Annotated in this window: 6 protein-coding genes; 1 reads left to right on the top strand and 5 read right to left on the bottom strand. The window is 42.5% G+C overall.

The window, feature by feature from the left end:
• Positions 1 to 148: 148 nt before the first annotated feature.
• The 5 genes from HMPREF2704_RS03290 to HMPREF2704_RS03270 all read right to left on the bottom strand — a co-directional run bounded on the left by HMPREF2704_RS03290 (position 149) and on the right by HMPREF2704_RS03270 (position 5,277).
• Positions 149 to 1,036, bottom strand: a complete 888-nt coding sequence (locus HMPREF2704_RS03290) for a glycosyltransferase family 2 protein (RefSeq protein WP_024054994.1) — start codon at positions 1,034 to 1,036, stop codon at positions 149 to 151.
• Positions 1,023 to 2,246: a glycosyltransferase gene (locus HMPREF2704_RS03285; protein ID WP_024054995.1), complete on the bottom strand. Its 1,224-nt coding sequence runs from the start codon at positions 2,244 to 2,246 to the stop codon at positions 1,023 to 1,025. Before HMPREF2704_RS03285 ends, HMPREF2704_RS03290 begins: the two co-directional genes overlap by 14 nt.
• Positions 2,247 to 2,357: 111 nt before the next feature.
• Positions 2,358 to 2,936 carry a cysteine hydrolase family protein gene (locus HMPREF2704_RS03280; protein ID WP_024054996.1) on the bottom strand — a complete coding sequence of 193 codons (579 nt, stop codon included), beginning with the start codon at positions 2,934 to 2,936 and terminating at the stop codon, positions 2,358 to 2,360.
• Positions 2,936 to 3,724 carry a GTP-sensing pleiotropic transcriptional regulator CodY gene (codY, locus tag HMPREF2704_RS03275; RefSeq protein WP_045759799.1) on the bottom strand — a complete coding sequence of 263 codons (789 nt, stop codon included), beginning with the start codon at positions 3,722 to 3,724 and terminating at the stop codon, positions 2,936 to 2,938. The genes HMPREF2704_RS03280 and codY overlap by 1 nt, the downstream gene beginning before the upstream one ends.
• A gap of 338 nt (positions 3,725 to 4,062) precedes the next feature.
• A complete protein-coding gene (locus HMPREF2704_RS03270; protein ID WP_049522717.1) occupies positions 4,063 to 5,277 on the bottom strand; it encodes a pyridoxal phosphate-dependent aminotransferase in 1,215 nt (404 codons plus the stop codon).
• 206 nt (positions 5,278 to 5,483) lie between these two features.
• On the opposite strand from HMPREF2704_RS03270, the gene HMPREF2704_RS03265 reads away from it, so the two are divergent.
• Positions 5,484 to 5,936 carry a universal stress protein gene (locus HMPREF2704_RS03265; protein ID WP_024055228.1) on the top strand — a complete coding sequence of 151 codons (453 nt, stop codon included), beginning with the start codon at positions 5,484 to 5,486 and terminating at the stop codon, positions 5,934 to 5,936.
• Positions 5,937 to 6,073 lie beyond the last annotated feature (137 nt).

Raw genomic sequence — 6,073 nt, 5'->3', positions numbered from 1 at the left:
GTCTGTTGATCCAAATCTGTTTCCAAATTGGTCACAAACACACGGTAGGGCTGGCCAAGTTTGTCCAATAATTTTCGCAAACGATCCAGCTCTCTGGTCTGCTCTGATGCAATAATGAACATGCTGATCCTTTCTCATCATTAAGTTCTTAGTCCATGGTTTCAACGAAACTGAGGTTGATCACCACACGCTCATAGGTTTCTGACTCTTGTAAGCCTGCTTCTTCTAGTTTTTCAAGAGCTCGTTTCAAGCGCGTTTTGTAGATATAGCGGTGCCAGGTCAGATCATAGCCCAACATCCCAAGAAGAGCCAATTTTTCTTGCTTGGCTTCCATCTCATCGAGTACCCGCTTTTCTGTCCAAACCTGGGACAGAGTATCTGAACGACCCACGCGATACCAATAAATACATTTCTCCGTATGGACCACCCGATTGGCTTTTAAGAAGAGCTTGTACATCAGGAAGTTATCCTCGACATTTTTTCCGACCGGAAAACGAAGCCCTTCAAATAAGTTACGCTTATAGAGCTTCATCATAGCACACGCCCAGGCCATATCTCTGGTCTCCTGAATGGCATCGTGGTCCATAATTGCTCGCCCCTCATAAAGGATCTCTGAATAATCATCGTCCGTTACCTTGATCAAGTATTTGCTACTACTGTCATCATAGAGGTTATAGTTGGCTACCGAGACATCCGCATCATACTTCTTCAGTTGGCGATAGAGCACTTCTACATAGTCCTCCGTCACCCAGTCATCTGGATCAATAAAGGTAATGTAATCACCAGTCGCCAACTCAATCCCTGTATTACGGGCAGCAGATAAGCCCCCATTTTCTTGGCGGACGTAGCGGATGCGTGCATCTTTCCTAAAAAATTCCTTACAGATCTCTTCTGACTGGTCTGGCGAACCATCATTGACCAGGATAATTTCCAAGTGAGGATAGGTCTGATGGATAACCGTTTCCAAACATTGTCTCAAATAAGCTTCTACATTATAGATGGGAATGATGATACTCACTACTTCATTTGTTTCCATGCTTCTTCTCATTTCTCTTTAAATAATCGCGAATCGCTGTCACCATCTCCTGCACCTGATCATCCCTAAACACCTGATTCTCACCATTCTCCACATGATTGGTTCCTTCAAAAGAAAAAATAGGGAGACCTTGTTGACTGATCGTTTGCGTTATCTGATCGACCTCATCATAGGGATTGATATCCAGATAAACATCCAATTTTTCTAGGACTTTTCGACTGGTCAAGGGATCAAAAGAGGGATAAAGAAAGAGGTTAGGGTAGCGTTCCAATTGCACCAAGTTAAAACCAAAATGACTATGGGCAAGGACATGAATCGCTACGTCCGGCAACTCTTTTAACAACGTCTCCAACTCGTGGATATCTGCTGTATGGGTATAAATAGCCGCATGATAAGGAAAATCTCCCACTAGATCTTGATAGGTTTGCTTCAAAATCGGTTTTCGAAGTAAAATTTCCTCCCAAGAGAGGGCATAATAAAACCACCATAATTCACGAAAACGATTGAAACGTTTAGAGGTCCATGGTTTATTATGAGAGGTGTAGTGAACGACTGCTGGGATCCCTTGGAAGGCATCATACCAGTCCAAATCACCATAGAGATATTGATCCTTATCAGACCCTACTTGTAGATTATAGGTCCAAGGTAATGGATACCAAGCATCTTTGAAATACAGGTTCAAAATTCCTTGATCTCCGTAGACATGCTGATGGTGCTCGCGAGTGAGGTCAAAAAGAGCCTCTGTCACTTGGTGCTCTTGCCACCAAGCCTTATCAATTACCAAAAGTCCAGCATTAAAACCATCTGTCGTCGTCGGCTTATCTACCACTGCACCCAGTCCATAACCTTTTAGATCGACCTCAAATAAAGGCGATAAATCCTGTGTAAAGATCATATCACAATCCAGATAGAGGATTCGCTCTTCTTCCACCATCTCTGGAATAGCGTAACGGAAATAGGTTGCATAGTGAATATGGTCACTTGGAAGCGAAAAGGACTGGAATTGCTCGGGTGACATCCGACAATTGATCACTTCTGAATCCAACTGGCGCAAGCGCTGATTCATGATAGTAAACCACTCAGTTGGTAGATCTTCATTTAAAACATAAATTTTCAACTGGTCCTGATGGGCACACAGTGACTTCATAGCGGTTTCCAACTTTTCCATATAAGATAGATTGGCTGAAAACACAACAGCTTTTTTACTCATAACTTCCCCTTTTTTCTTTCATTAGAATACCATTTTCAAGAGAGGAAAACAATTTCTAACCCCAAAAAAGAGGCCTAGACAAGTGTCTATGACCTCTTTTACATCGGTTTCTTATTTTTGGTCTAATACAGCTAGTGTATCGTCTACCAAACTTGCCCCTAAGACATGCTTGAAGTGATTCAAAGCAAACTGGTGATTTTCAGGAGTGATCGATGCCACTGCAGGTTCCACAACCTCGATCTGATAACCCAGATTGTAGGCATCAACCGCTGTATGGAGAACACAGATATCGGTCAAGACCCCAGTCAAAATAACGGTATCTACATGGCGTTCCCGAAGTCGGATATCTAGATCCGTCCCTGAAAAGGCAGAATAATGACGCTTGTCCATCCAAAAGACACGTGGATCCGCTTGGTGCTCCCGATAAAAATCTGCTAAGGGACCGTACAAATCTCGTCCACTGGTCCCAATGATATTATGAGGTGGGAAGAGCTTGCTTTCTGGATGAAAGGGATCGTCCACATCATGCGCATCAATGGCAAAAAAGACATAGGCTCCTTGGTCAAAGGCCAATTGGGTCACCTGAGCAATGCTCTCAGAAATGGCTTGGGCGGGAGCCCCTGCCGTTAGCTTACCTTCATCCGCTACAAAATCAACGGTGTAGTCAATCGAAATTAATGCTTTAGCCATTAGTAGTCTCTTTTCTTAATTTCTTCAAAAATATCTGGTATCAACACTTTTAGATAGGTTCCCTTCATCCCAAGAGAACGACTTTCAATAATACCAGCAGATTCCAATTTCCGAAGTGCATTGACAATCACAGAGCGGGTAATGCCAATACGATCTGCGATGATAGAAGCAGTCAACTGACCTTCATTGCCTTTCAATTCACTAAGGATAGCAGATACGGCACGCAATTCGGAGTAAGACAAGGTATTGACAGCCATATTCACCGCTGTGCGACGACGAATATTCTTCTCGTCCTCCTCGCGTTGGTAGTTCAACATTTGAATCCCTACCACGGTACTAGCAATCTCAACCAAGATCAAATCATCATCCGCAAACTGTTTATCATTGCGCCAAATGATTAAGGAACCCAACCGAATCCCAGAAACATGAATAGGCGCAATGGTCGTCAAGCCATCAGGAAATTCAGACTTGGTTTCAACCGGAAAGATACTCAAATCATGGTCCACATCTAAATTAGCTTCTGTATCGTAGACCAAACTAGCCGCCTTGGCATAATCTTCTGGTAGTTTTTTATTTTGGAAGAAAGCTTCTACTCGGTCATTGTTGGTCTTGTATCGCATGAAATAACCAAGAAGAGTTCCCTTGCTATTAATGATACAGGCATTACAGTGAATAATATCCGCCAATTGCTGGGCAATATCATTGTAAGGCATCTCTACCTGTAACTGTTCATCAGTCCGTTTCAAAATGGATGTAATTTTACGTGTCTTTTCTAATAAGTTTGCCATAATAAACCTCGCATATAGTCAGCTCAAGTATATCATATAAGTGTGGGAATTTCAATCAAATTATCTGAAAATTATTTATTTTTTCTACAATTGTGCGCAATTCAGAAAAATGTCGTTTCGATGACATGGATTCTATAGAATGAATCAAAAAAAGAGAGTGGGACAGAAATCGGTAATTCGTTAGAATTCGATTTCGTCGTCCCACCTCCGCACAGTTGAGTAGGGCTGTAAAAGCTGATGAAATCAGCGTAGTAGAGCCCACTCAACCACTGCGTCTTGCTCGACAATCCAAAAACAATTGAGAGGCTAGGACTTTTGTCCCAGCCTCCTTTATCTAATTAGCGTCTGTATTGTTTCAAAAAACGAGTCATTTTTTCTTGAATTTGAGCCAATTCATCCACACGTGGGAGGTAAACGATCCGGAAGTGATCTGGGTCCTTCCAGTTAAAACCACGGCCATGAACCAAAAGAATCTTTTCTTGCTTCAAGAATTCTAAAACAAATTGTTCATCGTCATCCACGCGGTACATATCCCGATCAATCTTAGGGAAGATATACAATCCAGCCTTTGGCTTAACAGCCGAGAGGCCTGGAATCTCATTGATGGCTTTATAAATAAAGTTCCGTTGTTCGTAGATTCGCCCACCTGGAAGCAAGAGTTCATCCACAGATTGATAGCCTCCAAGAGAGGTTTGCACAACATGTTGAGATAAAACGTTTGAACAAAGGCGCATATTGGACAACATGTTCAAGCCTTCGATATAGCCCTTCACATGATGCTTCGGACCAGACAGAACCATCCAACCAACACGGAAACCGGCAATCCGGTGAGATTTTGACAAACCGTTCATGCTGACACAGAAAAGATCAGGCGCGAGACTAGCAATAGCCGTGTGCTTTTCCCCATCCATGACCAAGCGATCGTAGATTTCATCCGCAAAGATGATCAAGTTATTTTGGCGAGCAATCTCTACAATCTCAAGCAAGATCTCATCTGGATAGAGGGCACCCGTTGGGTTATTCGGGTTGATGACAACGATGGCTTTGGTATTTGAGGTAATTTTCGACTTGATATCCTCGATATCTGGATACCAGTTTGCTTCTTCATCACAAAGATAGTGAACCGCATTCCCACCAGCTAGGCTGACAGCTGCTGTCCAAAGAGGATAGTCCGGCATAGGAACCAAGACTTCATCGCCATTGTCGAGCAGTCCTTGCATGGACATGACGATCAGCTCACTCACTCCATTTCCAAGGTAAATATCATCAATATCCACATTTGGAATTTTTTTCAACTGGCAGTACTGCATGATGGCCTTGCGGGCTGAAAAGATCCCTTTTGAATCCGAATAGCCTTCACTATCACGCGCATTCATGATCAAATCATGGATCACTTCATCTGGAGCTGTAAAGCCAAATTCAGCAGGATTCCCTGTATTCAAACGAAGAATTTTTTCTCCATTTGCTCGCATGCGCATGGCTTCTTCCAAGACTGGACCACGAATATCGTAAGCGACATGTTCGAGTTTGCTTGATTTATTATATTCCTTCATATTCTGCCTCGATTCACGAAATTATCTCTATTATACCACTAGTTCAAATAGAGTACAAATTGAGGACTTTAAAAATTCTGCAAAAATATACTAGAAAAGTGAGACTTTACCTTTACATTCTAGCTTAAAAGGAATAAAATATAAGTGTATAAAGAATAGAAGAACTTCTGTTCTATCCATGTTTTCAAGCTATAAGGAGGTAGGTTATGTCTCAAAAATACGAAAACATTATGGTCGCTGTCGACGGTTCCCATGAAGCAGAATTAGCCTTTGAAAAAGGGGTTAACGTTTCTCTTCGCAACGGCTCTAAATTGACTATTGTCCATGTCATTGATACCCGTGCCCTTCAAAGTGTCTCAACCTTTGATGCTGAGGTCTACGAAGAATTGCAAGAAGAAGCCAACGAATTGCTCAAGGGCTACAAGGAACGTGCTGAAAAAGTCGGGGTTCAAAATGTTGCGACTGTTGTAGAAATGGGAAATCCAAAAGTCCTCTTGGCCAATGATATCCCAAGTAAAGAAGGGGTTGACCTCATAATGGTCGGGGCTACCGGACTCAATGCCTTCGAACGCTTAATGGTCGGATCCTCCTCAGAATACATCCTTCGCCACGCCAAAGTAGACTTACTAGTGGTGCGCGATAAGGATAAAACCATGTAAGAAAGAAAAAGTTATATTGAAAACTTTCCTTAGGTGAGTACGGACGTCAGCGACCTTCTTCGAAGTTCCATGACTAAGTTTTGAGCCCCTTCGCTCTTTAATCTCTGGGCTCAGGCTAAAACAGTTTCCCAAACTGT

Origin of the sequence: Streptococcus sp. HMSC076C09 (assembly GCF_001837905.1) — a bacterium.
Taxonomy (GTDB): Bacteria; Bacillota; Bacilli; order Lactobacillales; family Streptococcaceae; genus Streptococcus; species Streptococcus parasanguinis_I.
The sequence above is the reverse complement of the archived record's forward strand: the minus strand, read 5'-3'. Positions and strand labels throughout refer to the sequence as shown.

What these genes read in the sequence shown, in the direction of transcription:
- HMPREF2704_RS03290 (WP_024054994.1), bottom strand. Translation starts at nt 1,036, where the DNA reads ATGGAAACAAATGAAGTAGTGAGTATCATCATTCCCATCTATAATGTA.
- HMPREF2704_RS03285 (WP_024054995.1), bottom strand. Translation starts at nt 2,246, where the DNA reads ATGAGTAAAAAAGCTGTTGTGTTTTCAGCCAATCTATCTTATATGGAA.
- HMPREF2704_RS03280 (WP_024054996.1), bottom strand. Translation starts at nt 2,936, where the DNA reads ATGGCTAAAGCATTAATTTCGATTGACTACACCGTTGATTTTGTAGCG.
- codY (WP_045759799.1), bottom strand. Translation starts at nt 3,724, where the DNA reads ATGGCAAACTTATTAGAAAAGACACGTAAAATTACATCCATTTTGAAA.
- HMPREF2704_RS03270 (WP_049522717.1), bottom strand. Translation starts at nt 5,277, where the DNA reads ATGAAGGAATATAATAAATCAAGCAAACTCGAACATGTCGCTTACGAT.
- HMPREF2704_RS03265 (WP_024055228.1), top strand. Translation starts at nt 5,484, where the DNA reads ATGTCTCAAAAATACGAAAACATTATGGTCGCTGTCGACGGTTCCCAT.